Here is a 16,879-nt window from a genome sequence, read left to right as displayed (position 1 = left end):
TATTGTGTTTGTTTAGTTTTTACTTCAAAAGTGTGGGTATACCATAATTAAATGCCTATGAAATATTATGCAGAAGAAAAGGAGCTGTGATTATGTCTGTTGCGTCACAAAAGAATATGTCCCTCAACGTTGACAGATTGAACAAAGACATCAGCGTCTTCCCTCAAGTTCATCCTGTTACCCCCGATATGAAGATCACTCATAAAGGGGTTTCACGTCTTGTTATGATTGACCGCTATTCGTTTAAAGACACGGAGAAAGTCACGTTAACAGAAGGCGATTTTGTTGTGTTAACGATTAAAGAGGATCCAAAATTCCCGGCCAGAGGAGTTGGCTTCATTACAAGCATCGACTGGCAGGAAAAAAAAGCAGAGGTGCTTGTTGATGAAGAGTTCCGCGGTGCTTTAGATGACCCGAAGGAACAAGAAACGGGTTTGATTCGCCGTCCGTTGGATGTCATTGAAAAACCTCTTGAAATTTATTACGAGCAAATTGCTAAGCGCAACGCAACAGGTCTTGCTTCTGTAGAAAAAACGGAAGAAAAGCGAAAAGAGTGGTTCGAAAAATTTTATCAAGAGCTTGTGAACTTAAACTTTATTCCAGCGGGACGCGTTCTTTATGGAGCGGGAGCACAAACGGACGTTACATACTTTAATTGTTATGTCATGCCGTTCGTTCCTGATTCACGCGAAGGCATTTCGGAACACCGGAAACAAGTAATGGAAATTATGAGCCGCGGCGGCGGCGTCGGCACGAATGGTTCTACTCTTCGCCCGCGCAACACGCTTGCCAAAGGCGTAAATGGAAAGTCCTCAGGATCGGTTTCCTGGCTTGATGATATTGCCAAGTTAACGCACCTTGTAGAGCAAGGAGGCTCCAGACGCGGAGCACAGATGATTATGCTGGCGGACTGGCATCCAGATATCGTAGAATTTATTATTTCCAAAATGCAAAATCCGCGTATTTTACGTTATTTGCTTGAAAATACACAAGATGAACAAATTAAAAAAGCGGCGAAGGACAAGCTGAACTTCAAGCCGCTCACTGAACGTGAAGAAGCGATGTATCAAGGCGTGGTGAATTATAAAAACATTCCGGGGTATGGCGGCTTCAGCGCTGAAATTATTAAGGAAGCAGAAGAGAAATTAAGAACGGGCGGAACATATACGGTTCACAATCCTGAATTCTTAACAGGGGCCAATATTTCCATCTGCTTAACGAAGGAATTTATGGAAGCGGTCGAGAAAGACGCGGAGTACGAGCTGCGATTCCCGGCTGTTGAAACATACAGCAAAGAAGAAATGGCTTACTATAATGAAAACTGGCATAAAGTCGGTGATGTGCGCGAGTGGGAGAAACAAGGACACGCTGTGCGGACATACCGCAAGATGAAGGCGCGCGAGCTATGGAACTTGATTAATATTTGTGCGACGTATTCTGCAGAGCCAGGCATTTTCTTTATTGATAACGCCAATGACATGACGAATGCTAAAGCGTACGGCCAGCAGGTCGTAGCTACGAATCCGTGTGGTAAATAGCTTGCCTCACGTTAAACATTGCGGAATAAAGCGGGAACCCTGAGATGGGAATCCGAACCGAAGGCTGAAGGCAAAGCTTCAGTCAGGGGCAACGCATAGATGGTGAACCTGCCTGGCAGAATATAATCCATCCACGAGGCCGCAACGTTGCATACCTGATAAAGAGGTGGAATTTTTTAATGGTATGCAATGAAAATATATGCTGAACTTACAGGAAATCAACTGTAAGAACTATCGGATAAAAAGCTGATAGGATAACAAAAGCGAGCATTGGAGCAGCCGCTCGCACCATTTTCTGTTTGTAACTTAGCTGCTGTGAACCTGGCAGAAATGGCAGACAGAGAAACAAAAACAGTGAATTTTGAAAAGCTTAAAGAAACGGTCCGCACCGGGGTAAGAATGCAGGACAATGTCATTGATGCGACTCCTTACTTCCTTGAAGAAAATAAGAAGCAGGCCCTTGGTGAACGCCGTGTTGGCCTCGGGGTCATGGGGCTTGCCGATTTATTGATCTACTGTGAAAAAGAATACGGTTCTCCTGAAGGAAATGAACTTGTAGATCAAGTCTTTGAAACGATTGCTACAACGGCTTACAAAGCGTCTGTAGAGCTGGCAAAGGAAAAAGGCAGCTTCCCGTTTCTTGAAGGGGAAACAGAAGAGGAAACGAATCGTTTGCGTCGAGCATTTATCGAAACAGGCTACATGAAGAAAATGCCGGAAGATGTTCGTGAAGCGATTCTTGAAACAGGTATCCGCAACTCCCATCTTCTTACAGTAGCGCCGACAGGCTCTACAGGAACGATGGTGGGCGTGTCGACGGGCTTAGAGCCTTACTTCTCCTTTACGTATTACCGGAGCGGACGCTTAGGTAAATTTATCGAAGTGAAGGCGGATATTGTAAAAGAATACTTAGACCGCCATCCAGACGCAGATCCGAATCATCTGCCGGAGTGGTTTGTGACTGCCATGAGCCTGTCTCCAGAAGCCCATGCTGATGTTCAATGTGTCATCCAGCGCTGGATTGACAGCTCTATCTCCAAAACAGTCAACGCGCCGCGCGGCTATACAGTAGAACAGGTAGAAAAAGTGTACGAGCGCCTGTATAAAGGCGGTGCAAAAGGCGGAACGGTCTATGTGGACGGCAGCCGTGATTCGCAGGTATTAACATTAAAAGCAGAAGAAAACAGCTTTGACGAGCAAGAAGAAACAAAAGCGAAAGAGCATGAAAACCATGTCGTGCTCGTTGATACCATTCAAGAAATCCGCTCGACTAACGTGACGATCGGCAGCGAAGTCGGGAATACATGCCCGGTTTGCCGTAAAGGAACCGTGGAAGAAATGGGCGGATGCAACACATGCACAAACTGCGGCGCTCAGCTGAAATGCGGTTTGTAAAAGCCATAAAAACAGCTCCTGAACAAGGGGCTGTTTTTTTGTTGTTATCTGTCTGGGCACTTGCAAGAAATTTCTTCTAGTCCAAGCTTTTGCCGCTTACATATATATAAAGAAAGCAGAAGAGAGGCGGAAGCATGCACATTGATGGAATATTTTCCGGCGGCGGCATTAAAGGGTTTGCTCTTATCGGCGCTTATGAGGCCATTGAGAGCAGAGGCTTGAGATTTGTGAGGCTGGCGGGAACGAGTGCTGGCGCTATTATGGCCGCTTTGATTGCAGCCGGTTATACGAGTACAGAATTGAAGAGCATTATAAAGGGAGTAGACGGAAAGGAATTGCTCGATGATACACTGTTCGATCTGCCGTTTGTGCGTTGGCTGAAGGTGTATTTTTCACTGGGGTTATATAAAGGAAAAAAGCTGGAGCAGTGGATTGATGGCTTGCTGATGAAGAAAGGCATTCGCTCTTTCGGCGACCTGGCTCCGGGAGCTTTGCGGGTTGTGACATCGGATATTACCAATGGGCGGATATTGACACTGCCGGATGACCTGCCTGCCTACCGGATTAATCCGCAGACATTTTCGATTGCCCGCGCAGTGCGGATGAGCTGCACGCTCCCGTATTTCTTTCAGCCTGTCAAGCTGCCTGGACCACATGGCAAGGCACTTATTTTAGATGGAGGGATGCTAAGCAATTTTCCGCTCTGGTTATTTGATGAAGAAAAAAAGAAAAAGCGGCCAGCGCTTGGCATTAAATTAAGCACCAAAACGATGAGAATGCCGCGCCAGATTCATAACGGAGCCGACTTATTCGGCGCCATGTTCCATACGATGAAAGACGCCCATGATGCCAGGTATATTTCCAAAAGGCATGCAAATAATATCGTATTTATTCCTGTAGAAGGGACATCAGCTACTGACTTTGGGCTGTCAGACGAAAAAAAAGACGCCCTCATTCAAATAGGGCGCGGGTATACAGAGGCCTTTTTAAAAAGGTGGTGCTACTGACAACCGGGTGTCATGAGGACGCCCGGTTGTTCTTTTTGCCTTTTTTTCCGTCGATAACCGTCAAATGATTGGTTTTTTTTCTTCGGAACGGTTTTTTCTTTTTCGGAGAAGCAACTGAAGAAGAGACGGGATTTCGCCGCTTTTGTTTTTGCAGCCGTTTCTTTGATTCCTTCGCTGCTTTGGCAAATGCTTTGTCCTCAGTGCCACCGCCAAGGCGTTTTCTGATAACTAGGCGGTAGATGAAATAAATAACGGCAGCCGTAACCGCAAGAATAATAAGCTGTTTTGCTAAAGCTCCAGGTGAGTAAAGCAGCATGGAAATTAAGCCAATGGCCGCGAGCCCCACGAGTGTATAGGCAATGACTGACCGGATTGTCAAAAAAGCCACCTCCTAGCGAACTGTTAAATAAGCTGTTATTTACATATTAGACAATTTCCTCTGTGCTTAACCCTTTTTTGGCGCTCTCTTCCATTGTGAGCAGCTTCTCAAAAGAAGCGATCGCCACTTCCACTTGATCATCCTCTGGTTCTTTCGTTGTCAGCAGCTGAAGCCACAAACCCGGATAGCCGAGGTAGCGGAGCACAGGGATATCCCGGAGTTTATTCGTCAACTGCAGCACTTCAAATGAGATGCCGAGAACAACGGGAATCAGAGCGATCCGATTTAATATTCTTACATAAAGCGGATCAGTGGGGACGAGCATGTAGACAAAAACTCCGACAATTACTGTAAATAAAATAAAACTGGAGCCGCAGCGGTAGTGAAGACGCGAAGCCGACTGCACGTTTGCCACTGTTAGCGGGAGCCCGCTTTCAAATGCGTTGATCACCTTATGCTCCGCTCCATGATATTGGAACACTCGTTTGATGAGTGGAGTTAAAGAAATTAAGTAGATATAGGCAAGCAAGAGAACAAGCTTGAAAAATCCTTCCATCAAGATCTGGGCAAAGTCACCCGTGAAAATCGGGCGTGTCAGCTCTGCCAGAAGGACTGGAACCAGTGTGAATATAAATTTTCCAAATAGGAAAGACAGAATGCCGACAGCGGCGACACTGAGGATCATCGACCATTTAGACGGCTCTGCCGCCGCATGGAGTTGTTCGTCTTCCTTAGGATCTACGTCATAACGCTCCTGAGCAAAATTTAAATGCTTGGAGCCGGTCGCTGCTGCATCCAAGATTGCAAAAATCCCGCGAAGAAAAGGAATTTTTTTAAATTTTTGCAGAACAGGCTTCGGTGTTCTTGGCAAATGGAAGAATTCAATCGAACGGTCTTTTCGGCGAATAGCCGTTACTGTATGATGCTTCCCTCCAAACATGACGCCTTCTACCAGCGCTTGCCCGCCGTAAACCGGCTTTTGTTCACTCATCTTATACCCTCTTTCATTATTAACAGATGTGAAAATGTAAAAAGCTTCTATATACATATTCTATCCGTTATTAAGCAAAAATAAAAGCTGAATCACTTAGTAATCTTTTTTTGTGCCGTTTAACTTATTTTTGGAGGTGTACCATGGAAAACAAGCAAGGAGAAGAGCAGAAAGCGCGGTTTCCTTTAAGCTATGCGTTAGTCATTGGATTGTTCGGGGGAATTATATGGGGCGGATTAGCACAGCTGGCTGCTTACTTTCATTTTATGACGATTGATCTGAATGCGGTCGTTAAATATGTGAATATCCCAAAAATCCAGAGCGGCATGTGGAGAGTGATCGCCGGCATGCTCTTTCACACGGGTGTATCGCTGATCCTTGCCGCCATATATTATTTCTTGTTGAAAAAAAGCAAAACAATCTGGGCGGGCGTGCTTTTCGGCGTGTTTCTTTGGATTTTTGTATTTATGATGATTCACCCGCTGTTAGCCAGTATTCCTTCTTGGCAAAAGCTGAATGGCAATACGTTATCCACTACGCTTTGTCTGCTTGTTCTGTACGGTTTATTTATCGGCTATTCGATCTCCTACGGATATGAACAGCATCTTTTGAAAGAAAACAGGCTGAGTGCTTGGAAAAACACAAACACCTAAGTAGTTTTTGTAATTTTAAATATGTTAAAATATTCATGTAACTAAATTTGTGGAGCGGAGAAATCACATGAAGAACATTCTCTTATTAAACGGGCCGAATTTAAATCGGCTGGGGAAGCGGGAGCCTGAGATTTACGGAAGGGAAACATTGCAGGATCTTGAAAAACGAATCATTGCTAAAGGAGAAGAATGGGGCGCATCTGTCAGGGCCTTTCAATCCAATCACGAAGGGGAGTTAATTGACAGGATTCATCTGGCTGCTGATGAAAAAATGGATGGCATTATCTTCAACCCGGGAGCCTTTACACATTACAGCTATGCGCTTAGGGATGCGGTTGCTTCTGTTCCGGTGCCGGTTATTGAAGTGCATATCAGCAATATTCATAGCCGTGAACCATTCCGGGAGCATTCGGTCATTGCGCCTGTAGCTGCCGGGCAAATTGCTGGGCTTGGGGTTATCGGTTATGAATTGGCTCTGCAGGCAATTATACATATTCAAGGGAAGGGAGAAACAAATGATTAAAATAGAGAAGCTGCGTGCGCAGATGAAAAAAGACGGAATTGACGGCATGCTCGTAATGAGCCCTTATAATCGCCGCTACTTAACAAACTTTACAGGTTCAGCAGGTGCGGTCCTTATTTCCGAAGAAAAAGCGACTTTTATTACAGATTTCCGCTATGTAGAGCAGGCGGGGAAACAAGCGGAAGGATTTGAGGTTGTCCAGCACCAGGGAACGCTGTATGAAGAAGCGGCATTGCAAGCACAAAAGCAGGGGATCAAGCGGCTTGGATTTGAAAAAGCTTATACAACATTCCAATCCTATGAAACGCTTAAAGGGCTTTTTAAAGAAGAATTAGTTCCTGTGAGCGAAATGATTGAAAAATTGCGCTTGATTAAGGATAATTCAGAGATTAAGATATTAAAGGAAGCAGCCGATATCGCCGATGCAGCCTTTAAGCACATCATTGAATTTATTCAGCCTGGCATGACAGAGCTGGAGGTTTCAAATGAGCTGGAGTTCTTTATGAGAAAGTGGGGAGCCGCTTCTTCTTCTTTCGATACGATTGTAGCTTCCGGCAAACGCTCAGCTTTGCCTCATGGTGTAGCAAGCAGTAAAGTGATCGAAAAAGGCGATATGGTGACATTGGATTACGGAGCTTATTACAAAGGATACGTCTCTGATATTACCCGTACCATTGCTGTCGGAGAACCAACTGAGCAAATGAAGGAAATTTACCAAATTGTGCTCGACGCTCAAGAAAAAGGAATGGAGCAAATTAAAGGCGGCTTGACAGGGAAAGAAGCAGATGCCATTACCCGGGATTATATTGCGGAAAAAGGATACGGGGAGTATTTTGGCCATTCAACGGGCCATGGCATCGGACTGGAAGTTCATGAAGGGCCGGCGCTTTCTTTTCGCTCTGACACGGTTCTTGAGCCTGGGATGGTCGTTACGGTTGAGCCGGGCATTTATCTGCCGGGCGTTGGCGGCGTACGCATTGAAGATGACACATTGATCACAGAAACAGGCAATGAAACGCTCACGCATTCCACAAAAGATTTACTCATTCTTTAAGGAAACAGGAGGAAATACAACATGATTTCAGTAAATGATTTTCGTACAGGTTTAACAATTGAGGTAGACGGCGGACTTTGGCGCGTAGTCGATTTCCAACATGTTAAGCCTGGAAAGGGAGCGGCGTTCGTTCGTTCTAAGTTGCGCAACCTGCGCAACGGCAACATTCAAGAAAAAACATTCCGCGCAGGGGAGAAAGTAGGAAAAGCCCAAATTGACCACCGCAGAATGCAATACTTGTATGCAAACGGCGATCAGCATGTCTTCATGGACAACGAGTCTTATGAGCAAATCGAATTGCCTGCTTCCCAAATTGAACACGAACTGAAATTCTTAAAAGAAAACATGGAAGTTTCCATTATGATGTACCAAACAGAAACACTCGGAGTCGATCTTCCGAACACAGTAGAATTAAAAGTGATTGAGACAGAGCCGGGCATTAAAGGAGACACGGCTTCAGGCGGAACAAAGCCGGCAACAGTTGAAACAGGTTTAACTGTTCAGGTGCCGTTCTTCGTGAATGAAGGCGATGTTCTGATCATTAACACAGATGACGGAAGCTATATTTCCCGCGGTTAAGAAAGCCAAAGCTGTTCCTCTTCAGGAGCGGCTTTTTTATTTTGCTTGTGGAGGGGACTGTTGATTTCCATTTCAGTCGCTTCGCTTTCCACGCCGTCCATTCCAATTAACAGAGCTGACAAAGTTAGGGTAGCCGTATAACGAAGGTTGTTTGAAAATAGATAGATCCAACGCTTGAACGTGTATTCGCAGAAGCAAAAGAAAAGCATGGCATACGTTGAACGATGTGAAGGGAACTTAAACATTGTCGAGGCAGGCAACGCTTGCTGTTGCTGCCAGTAATCTGAAGAAAATGGCCAACAAGACTTGGCAGGATCCGAAAATGACCTGAATCATCGACTCGTAGAGATCTATCTTTCTCTCGAATGATTTGAAAATCATCTAAAAATGAAAAGTGGTTCGGAATGAGATCATTCCGAACCACTTTTGTCGATAAATTGAATGGCCGGAGTGATCCGGCCATTTTTTCTTTTGATCCTTATGAGTCGGCATATCTTTCAATTCAATACATACATTGAATAAAAAGGAGGAGAAAAAGGAGGAAGCGTTCATGGAAACGATATATGCTTATTTGCCGCAAACGTTAAAGGAGACCATCTATGCCATGCCATCCGATCTGAAAAGTAAAATTGAAGAAATCAGGGTGCGCGTTGGCAAACCGCTTGAGGTGATTGCCGGCCGCCCTTTTCACTTGCCGCATGTCGTTACTTTTGAAGAGGGACAAGCGCTTGTCAATAAATTAAGTCAGCATTCATTTTATGCGTTGGATGAAGAGTTAAGATGCGGATATTTAACCATCGAGGGAGGACACCGCGTTGGCTTGGCGGGCAAAGTCATTCTTGAAGAAGGGAAAGTAAAAGCGCTGCGTTACCTCTCTTCTTTCAATTTAAGGATTGCCAGGGAAAAGCCGGGTGTGTCCCATCCGCTGATCCCCTGGCTTTTTGATGAGAAGTGGAAGAATACATTGATTATCGGGGCTCCTCAAACGGGAAAAACGACATTGCTGAGGGATTTAGCCAAAACAGCAGCCACAGGGATGGAGAAATATAATATTCCCCCGGTAAAAGTCGGCATTGTGGATGAACGGTCAGAAATTGCCGGCTGTGTTAAAGGAATTCCGCAGCTTGATGTCGGTTTGCGGACGGATATCTTAGATGCTTGTCCAAAGGCAGAAGGGATGATGATGATGATCCGCTCCATGAGCCCAGACATATTAATCGCAGATGAAATTGGGAGGGCAGAAGATGGACAGGCCGTTGCCGAAGCCATTAATTCCGGCATTGCCTTAATGGCTACGGCCCACGGTTCAAATTATGCCGAAGTGATTCGCCGTCCTATTGTGCAAGCGATGATAGAGAGCGGAGCGTTTGAACGGTTTATTGAACTTTCCGCGGAAAAAGGCGAAAGGTCTTTGAAGGTTCTCGATCAATCCGGACATGAACTTGCGGCTCCGGAAAGGGCGGCCCAATGAAATGGCTGGGGGCGCTTCTTATATTATTTGCTTCGGTTTGGCTGGGGGCGGAACAATCAAAGAAACTAAGTGACAGGCCAAAGCAAATCCGTTTCATTCGATCGGCGCTGCAAACATTGGAAGCAGAAATTGTATACGGCCTTACCCCCTTGCATGAGTCGGCCAGAAAGTTGTCTGAACGGCTGCCGCCGCCTGTCAGTGAACTGTTTGCTCTATTCAGCGAATTGCTGACGTCGACTGAGTTGGATGCCAGTGAGGCGTGGAAGCAGAGTTTGGCAAAGGTCTGGCCCCGAACTGCGCTCATGGAAAGTGAGCGGGCCATTTTATTGGAGTTTGGGGAAACAGTTGGCAAGCATGATCGCCTGACGGAGCAAAAGCAAATTTTAGTCACATTAAAGCATCTGGAACGGCAAGAGGAAGAAGCGTGTGAAAAGCAAAAAAAATATGGAAAAATGATGAGAAGTTTGAGCTTAATGGGCGGTCTGTTAATCGTGCTTCTGCTGTTTTAGCAGGAAGGAGGAAGAAAGTGGGCATTGAGGTGGAAATGATTTTTAAAATTGCCGGTGTCGGTTTAGTCGTGGCATTCCTCCATACGATTTTAGAACAGGTAGGGAAGAAAGAGTATGCCCAGTGGGTGACGCTGCTCGGTTTCGTCTATATTTTGTTTCTGATTGTTTCTATCGTAGAGGAATTGTTTGACAAGATCAGGGAAGTATTTTTATTTCAATGACGGGAGAGGAAAACCATTGAGATTATCCAAATAGCTGCGATTGTTCTTGTGACAGTTTTTTTGGCTCTTCTCTTGCAGGAACAACAGCCTGTTTTTGCTTTCTTGCTCGTAATGTTTGTCGGGAGCGGGTTGTTTTTATTTTTGGCGGACAGAATTGCTGAGATTATTCTCATGATTAAAAAACTGGCGGCACGGGCGGATATAGAGTTTGCCTATGTGGAGACCGTTTTGAAAATCATTGGTATTTCTTACATTGCCGAATTTGCTGCTCAAATTACAAAAGATGCCGGACAAGAGGCGCTGGCCGCCAAAATGGAATTGGCGGGCAAGGTCATTATTTTATCAATGGCAGTGCCTATTTTGACCATCTTAATAGAAACCATTTTAACGATGCTTCCTGGAAAGTGAGGGGCCTGTCTATGATCTTCCAGTATAGAATCCCGGATAGAGAGAGGCAGCCGAAAGAAGGCGGTGAGCGGGATGAGGTTCTGCCAAAAAATCGCTTTGCTATCTCTGCTTCTCCTATCCTTTATCTTTCATTCGGCGCAAGCGGAATCTAAAGAAGAAAGCCCGGATATTGGAGTGATAGCTGAGGAACAGCTCGGACAGCTTGGAGTCAATGATCTGTCCGTCTATTGGGAGCAGCTGTTGAAAACATACGGGCAGTATTTGCCGGAAACGCAGCAACAGCCATTGACCGATCTTTTTAAAGGAGGACAAGCATTTTCGATCAGTGCCTGGTCAAAAGGGCTGCTGAGCTTTGTTTTTCATGAATTGTACGCCAACGGGAAATTGCTTGGCACCCTCATCTTATTAACGGTTTTTTCTGTTTTCTTGCAAATTCTTCAAAATGCCTTTGAACAGGGGACTGTGGGCAAAACGGCTTACAGTGTCGTTTTGATTGTTCTGCTCATTCTGGCGTTGAATAGCTTTCGGCTGGCTATGGAATATGCGGGGGATGCCGTCGATCAAATGATTCAGTTTCTGCTGGCACTGATGCCCATTTTGCTGGCGCTGCTAGCTTCGACGGGAGGAGCCGTTTCCGCAACGGTTTTTCATCCGTTTCTGTTATTTCTGATGAATGTTAGCGGTCTTGTTATTCAAAAAGTGGTGCTGCCGCTCTTGTTTTTTTCTACTTTGCTTAGCGTAGTCAGCTTGTTTTCCGAGCACTATAAAGCAACGAAACTGGCAGATTTGCTCCGCCATTGGAGTGTCGGTCTTTTAAGTGTATTTATGGCGGTCTATTTAGCGATTGTATCTATCCAAGGCTCTGCTGCCGCAGTGGCAGACGGACTCGCGATTCGAACAGCCAAATTTTTTGCCGGCAACTTTATCCCTGTTGTCGGGAAGATGTTTACCGAAGCGGCTGATACAGTCATGAGTGCCTCTTTGCTGTTAAAGAATACGATTGGAATTGCCGGTGCCGGGATCTTGCTATTGATTGTTGCCTTTCCGGCTTTAAAGATCTTTGCCCTTGTTCTTGTTTATAAAGTAGCTGGCGCAGTCCTGCAGCCGCTTGGTGATGAAACGATGACAGAGTGCTTAGAGATCATCGGAAAAAATATGACGTACGTGTTTGCGGCATTAGTCATTGTTTCCTTTATGTTTTTGTTATCGATCGTTATTCTTGTTGCCGCCAGCAATGTAACGATGATGATTCGCTGAGGAAAGGAACGAAGCCTATGGCTTTTTTAACGGATTGGCTTGAGAACGTGATTGCTTTTCTTTTGTTAGCGGCTGTGATGGATTTGCTCATGCCGTCCAACCGTTTCCAGCAGTATGCAAAAGTTGTGATTGGCCTGCTTTTGCTATTTGTTATGCTGCAGCCTTTATGGAAAATTCTTTCTGTGAATATAGAAGAAGAGTTGTCAAAGTGGACAGAGCGCACCATAACCAACCAGCAGGCCGCAACAGCCGTGGCCAGCAAAAAAAGCGGCTTGGAGTCCGCCAAGCAAGTCTTTATTTTAAAGCAGAGCGAGCAGCAGTTGAAGTCACTTGCAGAAAACGAGCTAAAACAGAGGTTTCATAAACAAATTATGGATATCAACCTTCAGGTGAAGGAATGGCAAAATTCTATGCCTGAGCATATTGAACATATTGATGTGTACGTGGCTTCGCTTTCAGCTGGCGGGGAAGAGTCTTATGTCCAGGAGGTTCGCATTGATTCTTCTGAAAAACCAGAGTCTAACCGGAAGGAAGAGAGAAATTTAGCTGCTTTTCTCTCAAAAAAGTGGAATATTCCAATAGAGCAATTGAATATTCATATGGTAGAGGAGGGGGACAGCCTTGAGTGATCGTAAAGGCCGCTTTGATTGGTTGCAATCCTTAATCCCATCTAAAAAAAGCGGAGAGGAGAAAACAGCAAATAAAGCAAAATGGATGGCCATTGCCGCCATTATCGGCATCAGTTTCATGCTTCTAAGTGATTTGAAGGATAGGGAAGAAATAAAAGCTGTCCTCCCGCAAGACTCTTCTGAGGAGGGAAATGAACAAACGGCACCGGAAAAGGAGGATTTTGAGGCAGCTTATGAGAGAGAGCTTACCGCTGCTTTAGAACAAATGGCCGGCGTCAGTAATGTAACAGTTGTAGTGACCATTGAAGCATCTGAGAGGAAAATTTTCGAAAAAAATACAGCCGTGAAAACACAAGAAACGAAAGAGCAGGATAAGAAAGGCGGGGAACGCACAATTACTGATCAGACAAGGGACGAGGATCTAGTAATGGTAAAGAAAGACGGCGGGGAAGCTCCAGTCATTCAGGAAATGAAAAAACCAGATATCCGCGGTGTGCTTATTGTCGCCGAGGGAGCGGAAAATATTCAAGTGAAAAAGTGGATCATTGAAGCTGTCACAAGGGTGTTAAATGTACCGAGCCACCGCGTGGCAGTCATGCCGAAAAAACCAAAGGAGGACATGTAAATGTTATTAAAAAAGCAAACAGTCTGGCTGCTGACAATGTTGAGTTTAGTTGTTGTTCTATCTGTCTATTATATTACCTCCCCCGAACAATTGTCTCCGGAAACGGCTGCCCCTGTTGAAGAAGGAGAACTAAAGACTGAAATGGCGGAAGAACAAGCGGACGGCAGCAAGGCAACAATGGAAGAAGCGAAGAGCGCAGCCGGCGATAAACAAGCAGAAATTATCACGGAGTCTGCCGGTGATGAAGCATTTGATATGCTTCGTTTAGAAGTACAGGATGACCGGAATAAAATGAAAGAAGAATTAACGGCGAAGGTGGCATCAGCTGACCTTTCTGCCGAGGACAAAAATACAGCTTATGAGGAAATGGAAAAGCTGACGGAATTGGCGACAAAAGAAAACGTGCTCGAAACGCTGATTAAGTCTAAAGGATATTCCGATGCCCTTGTGCGGGCGGATGGAGAGAATATTCGCATCACTGTAAAATCCAACGAGCATTCAGCAGCAGCAGCGAATGAAATTATTCGGATGGCGAAGGACGAGCTTGGCAAGCAGCAGCCGATCGCTGTTGAATTCCAGCCGGTTAAATAGCTGAAAGGGCACCCTGCCGGAACAGGTGATCACCTGTTCCGGCAGGGGTTTTTTATGAAAGCGCGATTTATTATTTCATCTTTATAAAAAAAGGGATAAAATGAACAGTACAAGCTTCAATTAACTTTTCAGTTGAAGTCTTACTAGATATTATCGTAAGATATTAGTATCTAGTCATAATCTTTCAAGGGGTGTCCATTTAATGAAAGTACAGGAAATTAGAGAACTTATTAAGCTTGTTGACCAATCGTCCATTGAAGAGTTTGTATTCGAAACTGAAGGAAGTAAAATAGAAATGAAGAAAAATACAGGTGTGACTTATTCTCCTGCGCCGCAAGCAGTACCGGCACAAGAGCCTGTCCAAGCAGCAGCACCTGCTCCTGTCCAGGCAGCACCGGCAGTTCCAGCAGCGGAATCGGCTGTTCAAGAAACAGCAGCACCGGAAGCGCCGCAACAAGCTGCTTCCAATGAGAATTTACATAAGATTACTTCTCCGATGGTTGGAACGTTCTATCAATCCCCTTCTCCTGACGCAGATGCGTATGTCAAAGCAGGATCAAAAGTTTCAGCGGATACAGTCGTATGCATCGTAGAAGCAATGAAGCTTTTCAACGAAATTGAAGCGGAAGTAGAAGGAGAAATTGTAGAGGTTCTTGTAAAGGACGGGCAGTTAGTCGAATACGGCCAACCGTTATTTTTAGTGAAACCTCAATAAGGGAGAGAGCGGAATGATTAACAAGTTATTAATTGCCAACCGCGGCGAAATCGCAGTGCGGATCATCCGCGCCTGTAAGGAACTCGATGTGGAAACAGTGGCTGTTTATTCTGAAGCCGACAAAGAAGCACTCCACGTTCAGCTTGCTGATGAAGCATACTGCATTGGACCGACAGCTTCTAAAGACAGCTATTTAAATTTCACGAATATCGTGAGCGTGGCTAAGCTGACGAATTGCGATGCTATTCATCCGGGCTATGGTTTTTTGGCAGAGAATGCTGACTTCGCAGAGTTGTGCCGCGAATGCAACATTATTTTCGTCGGACCGTCACCGGAAGCTATTACGCAAATGGGAACAAAAGACGTAGCTCGCGAGACGATGGAAAAGGCTGGAGTGCCGATTGTTCCAGGCTCGAACGGGATCATTCAGTCGATTGAGGATGGTCTTTCTACGGCGGAAGGGATCGGTTACCCGGTTATTATTAAGGCAACAGCAGGCGGAGGCGGAAAAGGCATCCGTGTTGCCCGCAATGAAGAAGAGCTCAAAAAAGGGATCAACATGACTCAGCAAGAGGCAGCGACGGCATTTGGAAACCCGGGCGTCTACTTAGAGAAATTTATTGAGGATTTCCGCCATGTTGAAATTCAAGTGCTTGCAGATACGCATGGGCATGTGATTCATCTTGGAGAGCGCGACTGTACAATTCAGCGCCGCATGCAAAAGCTGTTGGAGGAAACGCCTTCTCCGGCGCTGGATGAAGCTGTCAGGGAAGAAATGGGGAACGCTGCTGTAAAAGCTGCGCAGGCTGTTAACTATACGGGAGCCGGCACAGTAGAGTTTATTTATGACTACCAGCAAAGAAAATTCTATTTCATGGAAATGAATACGCGCATCCAGGTAGAACATCCTGTAACGGAAATGGTGACAGGTGTAGACTTGATTAAAGAACAAATTCGGGTAGCCTCAGGCCAAGAGCTGTCTCTGAAGCAAGAGGATGTCGAATTCACAGGCTGGTCGATTGAATGCCGGATCAATGCGGAAAATCCTGAGAAAAACTTTATGCCATCTCCGGGCAAAATCACGGATTATATGCCGCCGGGAGGCTTTGGGGTCCGCGTGGATTCAGCTGCTTATCCAGGGTATACCATTCCGCCGTACTATGATTCTATGATTGCTAAGTTAATTACATACGGAGCTACGCGCGAAGAAGCCATTGCCCGTATGAAAAGAGCGTTAAGCGAGTTTGTTATTGAAGGAATTCATACAACGATTCCTTTCCACATCAGACTGCTTGAGCATGAGCAGTTTGTCGGCGGGGATTTTAACACGAAGTTTCTTGAGAAATATGACATAATGAAAGCGGAGGTGTAATCAATGGCAGAAAACAATCAAACAGCTAATCAAGTATTAGAAATGAGCAATGGGGATAACGGACTGGGCCGAATCGAAATTGCGCCGGAGGTTATTGAAGTTATTGCCGGCATTGCCGCTTCTGAAGTGGAAGGCGTAGAAAAAATGCGCGGAAGCTTCGCCTCTGGTGTAGTTGAGCGCCTCGGCAAGAAAAATCACGGAAAAGGCGTTCGTGTTGATTTGACAGAAGAAGGCATCAAAATTGATGTCTATTGTGTGATCGCATTCGGCGTATCTATTCCGAGTGTGGCCCAAAAAATTCAAGATAGCATTCGCCAAGCATTATTAAATATGACAGCGTTAGTGGCAGAAGAAGTAAATATCCACGTTGTCGGCATTCAATTCGAAACAAAAAACAGTGAAAGCGATTTCGCTCCGGAAGTGTAAGCGGGAAAAAACCAAAGGGAGAGCCCTTTGGTTTTTTCTATGAACCAGGTTTTTTCATCAGAAGATGTGACTTCCTTTGAATATATGCTATTATCTTTTTATAATGCAGAAAAAGGCTAAATAAAGGAGCTAGAAACACATGAAAAGACGTACAGCACGTGAAAAAAGCCTGCAGGCGCTTTACCAAATTGATGTAAGCGGCGCGGAGCCGGAAGCAGCGATTACAAACGTTCTCGAGGAAGGACCGGCCGATGAGTATTTACACAAAAGTGTAATAGGAACCATCGAGCATAGAGAGGAAATCGATGAGCTCATCAAGGCTCATTTAGAAAAGTGGTCCTTTGACCGTCTGGCTAAAGTGGACCGGAACATTTTGCGTCTTGCCGTGTTTGAAATGAAATACGGAGAAGACGTACCAGAGAAAGTAGCAATTAATGAAGCGATTGAACTCGCTAAACAATTTAGCGATGAACAATCCGGAAAATTTATTAATGGGGTTTTATCAAGGATTAAAGAATCCTTGTAATGGATTGAAG

General features: G+C 45.2%; 19 protein-coding genes and 2 pseudogenes. 19 read left to right on the top strand and 2 right to left on the bottom strand.

What is annotated here, in order from left to right:
• Positions 1-92: 92 nt before the first annotated feature.
• The 3 genes and pseudogenes from B1A98_RS04810 to B1A98_RS04800 all read left to right on the top strand — a co-directional run.
• A pseudogene (locus tag B1A98_RS04810) lies at positions 93-1,532 on the top strand (vitamin B12-dependent ribonucleotide reductase); the annotation flags it as partial.
• A 279-nt stretch (positions 1,533-1,811) separates the two neighbouring features.
• A pseudogene (locus B1A98_RS04805) lies at positions 1,812-2,933 on the top strand (ribonucleoside-diphosphate reductase); the annotation flags it as partial.
• Positions 2,934-3,067: 134 nt separating this feature from the next.
• Positions 3,068-3,940, top strand: a complete 873-nt coding sequence (locus B1A98_RS04800; RefSeq protein WP_041113291.1) for a patatin-like phospholipase family protein — start codon at positions 3,068-3,070, stop codon at positions 3,938-3,940.
• 10 nt (positions 3,941-3,950) lie between these two features.
• On the opposite strand, the gene B1A98_RS04795 is transcribed toward B1A98_RS04800, so the two are convergent.
• Together B1A98_RS04795 and B1A98_RS04790 are read right to left on the bottom strand one after the other, a co-directional pair.
• Positions 3,951-4,319, bottom strand: coding sequence for an SA1362 family protein (locus B1A98_RS04795; RefSeq protein ID WP_052475125.1), 369 nt, complete (start codon positions 4,317-4,319; stop codon positions 3,951-3,953).
• A 46-nt stretch (positions 4,320-4,365) separates the two neighbouring features.
• Positions 4,366-5,310: a DUF1385 domain-containing protein gene (locus B1A98_RS04790; RefSeq protein WP_041097188.1), complete on the bottom strand. Its 945-nt coding sequence runs from the start codon at positions 5,308-5,310 to the stop codon at positions 4,366-4,368.
• 143 nt (positions 5,311-5,453) lie between these two features.
• Here B1A98_RS04790 and B1A98_RS04785 point away from each other — a divergent pair, with 143 nt between their 5' ends.
• From B1A98_RS04785 to nusB, 16 genes are all read left to right on the top strand, one after another.
• Complete coding sequence (locus B1A98_RS04785) at positions 5,454-5,963, top strand: YqhR family membrane protein (protein WP_063385572.1); 510 nt, start codon at positions 5,454-5,456, stop codon at positions 5,961-5,963.
• Positions 5,964-6,030: 67 nt separating this feature from the next.
• The gene (gene aroQ / locus B1A98_RS04780) at positions 6,031-6,486 is read left to right on the top strand and encodes a type II 3-dehydroquinate dehydratase (protein WP_041097184.1); all 456 of its coding nucleotides are present in this window, start codon (positions 6,031-6,033) and stop codon (positions 6,484-6,486) included.
• Complete coding sequence (locus B1A98_RS04775) at positions 6,479-7,540, top strand: M24 family metallopeptidase (protein ID WP_041097182.1); 1,062 nt, start codon at positions 6,479-6,481, stop codon at positions 7,538-7,540. Before aroQ ends, B1A98_RS04775 begins: the two co-directional genes overlap by 8 nt.
• Before the next feature lie 21 nt (positions 7,541-7,561).
• Positions 7,562-8,119: an elongation factor P gene (efp, locus tag B1A98_RS04770; RefSeq protein WP_063385573.1), complete on the top strand. Its 558-nt coding sequence runs from the start codon at positions 7,562-7,564 to the stop codon at positions 8,117-8,119.
• Positions 8,120-8,669: 550 nt separating this feature from the next.
• A complete protein-coding gene (gene spoIIIAA, locus B1A98_RS04765; protein WP_041097178.1) occupies positions 8,670-9,590 on the top strand; it encodes a stage III sporulation protein AA in 921 nt (306 codons plus the stop codon).
• Positions 9,587-10,099 (top strand): stage III sporulation protein SpoIIIAB, encoded by a 513-nt coding sequence (gene spoIIIAB / locus B1A98_RS04760; RefSeq protein WP_063385574.1) that lies wholly within the window; start codon positions 9,587-9,589, stop codon positions 10,097-10,099. Before spoIIIAA ends, spoIIIAB begins: the two co-directional genes overlap by 4 nt.
• Positions 10,100-10,134: 35 nt before the next feature.
• Complete coding sequence (gene spoIIIAC, locus B1A98_RS04755; RefSeq protein WP_370511053.1) at positions 10,135-10,320, top strand: stage III sporulation protein AC; 186 nt, start codon at positions 10,135-10,137, stop codon at positions 10,318-10,320.
• Positions 10,321-10,335: 15 nt separating this feature from the next.
• Positions 10,336-10,728, top strand: a complete 393-nt coding sequence (spoIIIAD, locus tag B1A98_RS04750; RefSeq protein WP_255211735.1) for a stage III sporulation protein AD — start codon at positions 10,336-10,338, stop codon at positions 10,726-10,728.
• A 72-nt stretch (positions 10,729-10,800) separates the two neighbouring features.
• The gene (spoIIIAE, locus tag B1A98_RS04745) at positions 10,801-11,985 is read left to right on the top strand and encodes a stage III sporulation protein AE (RefSeq protein ID WP_063385575.1); all 1,185 of its coding nucleotides are present in this window, start codon (positions 10,801-10,803) and stop codon (positions 11,983-11,985) included.
• Between the two features lie 17 nt (positions 11,986-12,002).
• Entirely contained in the window at positions 12,003-12,614 is a 612-nt protein-coding gene (gene spoIIIAF, locus B1A98_RS04740) for a stage III sporulation protein AF (protein WP_063385576.1), read from the top strand.
• Positions 12,607-13,239, top strand: a complete 633-nt coding sequence (gene spoIIIAG / locus B1A98_RS04735; RefSeq protein WP_041097165.1) for a stage III sporulation protein AG — start codon at positions 12,607-12,609, stop codon at positions 13,237-13,239. Before spoIIIAF ends, spoIIIAG begins: the two co-directional genes overlap by 8 nt.
• Positions 13,240-13,830: a SpoIIIAH-like family protein gene (locus tag B1A98_RS04730; RefSeq protein ID WP_063385577.1), complete on the top strand. Its 591-nt coding sequence runs from the start codon at positions 13,240-13,242 to the stop codon at positions 13,828-13,830. It begins immediately after the preceding gene.
• Positions 13,831-14,032: 202 nt separating this feature from the next.
• Complete coding sequence (gene accB / locus B1A98_RS04725) at positions 14,033-14,545, top strand: acetyl-CoA carboxylase biotin carboxyl carrier protein (protein ID WP_063385578.1); 513 nt, start codon at positions 14,033-14,035, stop codon at positions 14,543-14,545.
• Between the two features lie 13 nt (positions 14,546-14,558).
• On the top strand, positions 14,559-15,917 hold the full coding sequence (accC, locus tag B1A98_RS04720; RefSeq protein ID WP_063385579.1) for an acetyl-CoA carboxylase biotin carboxylase subunit: 1,359 nt from the start codon (positions 14,559-14,561) through the stop codon (positions 15,915-15,917).
• Positions 15,918-15,920: 3 nt separating this feature from the next.
• Entirely contained in the window at positions 15,921-16,343 is a 423-nt protein-coding gene (locus tag B1A98_RS04715) for an Asp23/Gls24 family envelope stress response protein (RefSeq protein WP_041097157.1), read from the top strand.
• A gap of 139 nt (positions 16,344-16,482) precedes the next feature.
• Complete coding sequence (nusB, locus tag B1A98_RS04710) at positions 16,483-16,869, top strand: transcription antitermination factor NusB (protein WP_063385580.1); 387 nt, start codon at positions 16,483-16,485, stop codon at positions 16,867-16,869.
• Positions 16,870-16,879: the final 10 nt, after the last annotated feature.

This window comes from Pseudobacillus badius (assembly GCF_002189605.1).
GTDB classification, from domain to species: domain Bacteria; phylum Bacillota; class Bacilli; order Bacillales; family Domibacillaceae; genus Pseudobacillus; species Pseudobacillus badius.
Note: the sequence above shows the minus strand (reverse complement) of the source record. Positions and strands in the feature narration are given on the sequence as shown.

Coding starts and splice junctions, on each gene's coding strand:
- B1A98_RS04800 (WP_041113291.1), top strand. CDS start 3,068: ATGCACATTGATGGAATATTTTCCGGCGGCGGCATTAAAGGGTTTGCT.
- B1A98_RS04790 (WP_041097188.1), bottom strand. CDS start 5,310: ATGAGTGAACAAAAGCCGGTTTACGGCGGGCAAGCGCTGGTAGAAGGC.
- B1A98_RS04785 (WP_063385572.1), top strand. CDS start 5,454: ATGGAAAACAAGCAAGGAGAAGAGCAGAAAGCGCGGTTTCCTTTAAGC.
- aroQ (WP_041097184.1), top strand. CDS start 6,031: ATGAAGAACATTCTCTTATTAAACGGGCCGAATTTAAATCGGCTGGGG.
- B1A98_RS04775 (WP_041097182.1), top strand. CDS start 6,479: ATGATTAAAATAGAGAAGCTGCGTGCGCAGATGAAAAAAGACGGAATT.
- efp (WP_063385573.1), top strand. CDS start 7,562: ATGATTTCAGTAAATGATTTTCGTACAGGTTTAACAATTGAGGTAGAC.
- spoIIIAA (WP_041097178.1), top strand. CDS start 8,670: ATGGAAACGATATATGCTTATTTGCCGCAAACGTTAAAGGAGACCATC.
- spoIIIAB (WP_063385574.1), top strand. CDS start 9,587: ATGAAATGGCTGGGGGCGCTTCTTATATTATTTGCTTCGGTTTGGCTG.
- spoIIIAC (WP_370511053.1), top strand. CDS start 10,135: ATGATTTTTAAAATTGCCGGTGTCGGTTTAGTCGTGGCATTCCTCCAT.
- spoIIIAE (WP_063385575.1), top strand. CDS start 10,801: ATGAGGTTCTGCCAAAAAATCGCTTTGCTATCTCTGCTTCTCCTATCC.
- spoIIIAF (WP_063385576.1), top strand. CDS start 12,003: ATGGCTTTTTTAACGGATTGGCTTGAGAACGTGATTGCTTTTCTTTTG.
- B1A98_RS04730 (WP_063385577.1), top strand. CDS start 13,240: ATGTTATTAAAAAAGCAAACAGTCTGGCTGCTGACAATGTTGAGTTTA.
- accB (WP_063385578.1), top strand. CDS start 14,033: ATGAAAGTACAGGAAATTAGAGAACTTATTAAGCTTGTTGACCAATCG.
- accC (WP_063385579.1), top strand. CDS start 14,559: ATGATTAACAAGTTATTAATTGCCAACCGCGGCGAAATCGCAGTGCGG.
- B1A98_RS04715 (WP_041097157.1), top strand. CDS start 15,921: ATGGCAGAAAACAATCAAACAGCTAATCAAGTATTAGAAATGAGCAAT.
- nusB (WP_063385580.1), top strand. CDS start 16,483: ATGAAAAGACGTACAGCACGTGAAAAAAGCCTGCAGGCGCTTTACCAA.